Source organism: Mesorhizobium sp. M4A.F.Ca.ET.050.02.1.1, from assembly GCF_003997725.1.
Taxonomy (GTDB): Bacteria; Pseudomonadota; Alphaproteobacteria; order Rhizobiales; family Rhizobiaceae; genus Mesorhizobium.
In genome coordinates, this window is the sequence record NZ_RZSG01001194.1 from 1 (window position 1) to 1,213 (window position 1,213).

The window sequence follows — 1,213 nt, forward strand, 5'->3', positions numbered from 1 at the left end:
TCGGCGAGGAGGTCGGTACCGGCATAGGTCCGGCGGTCGATATCGCGCTCGATCCGCTCGAAGGCACGACGATCTGCGCCAAGAACCTGCCCAATGCGCTTGCCGTCATCGCCATCGCGGAAAAGGGCAGCCTGCTATTCGCGCCCGACGTCTATATGGACAAGATCGCCATCGGGCCGGGCTATGCCGACGGCGTCATCGACATCGACGCGACGCCGGCCGAAAACATCGCCAGCCTGGCCAAGGCCAAGGGTGTCGCGGTGTCCGACATCACCGCTTGCATCCTCGACCGCCCACGCCACGCCAAATTGATCGACGCGGTGCGCGCGACCGGCGCGGCGATAAGGCTGATCGGCGACGGCGATGTCGCCGGCGTCATCCACACCACGGACCCCGACGAGACCGGCATCGACATCTATCTCGGCACCGGCGGCGCTCCGGAAGGCGTGTTGGCGGCGGCGGCGTTGCGCTGCACCGGTGGCCAGATGCAGGGGCGGCTGATCCTCGATACGCCGGAGAAGGTGGCGCGCGCGGCCAAGATGGGCATTGCCGACCCGAAGCGGGTCTACCAGGCGAAGGACATGGCGCGCGGCGACGTGCTGTTCGCGGCGACCGGCGTCACCGACGGCAACATGCTCGACGGCGTCAAGTTCGGCCGCACCTACATCACCACGCACACGATCGTGCTGCGCTCGTCGTCGCGGACGGTGCGCGAGATCAAAGCGCGTCACCAGGATCTGGAAAAGTTTTGATTCCGTCCCGATTGGCCGTCGCATATTAGTATCGGCACTATGAAAATATGCGGACGGCGCGTCGCATGACGGGCGAAAGACGGCTTTTCCTGGATGTCAGGCAATCGGCGACCGGTGTCTCGTGGGAGCATCGGCTGACTGAACGGCAGGACATGACGGCGCTCGCCATCGCGCAGGGCCATGGCGTCCCGGACATCGTGGCAAGGGTGTTGGCCGGGCGCGGCGTCAGCGCGGAGCAGACAGAGCGCTTCCTCGACCCGACGATCCGCGACCTGCTGCCGAACCCGGCCTCGCTCACCGATATGGACAAGGCCGCCTCCCGCATCGCGGAGGCGATCATCGCCAAGGAGAAGGTGGCGATCTTCGGCGACTACGATGTCGACGGCGCGGCCTCGTCGGCGCTGCTCAAGCGATTCCTCGCGCATTTCTCGGTGCCGTCGGAAATCTACATACCCGACCGT

The 1,213-nt window shown here is 65.9% G+C and carries 1 protein-coding gene and 1 pseudogene; both read left to right on the forward strand.

From position 1 onward, the window contains the following. A partial coding sequence (locus EOA33_RS36230) for a fructose-bisphosphatase class II family protein (protein WP_145989529.1) occupies positions 1-752 on the forward strand: 752 nt, incomplete at its 5' end. 65 nt (positions 753-817) lie between these two features. Continuing rightward, positions 818-1,213, forward strand: a pseudogene (locus tag EOA33_RS36235) (single-stranded-DNA-specific exonuclease RecJ); the annotation flags it as partial.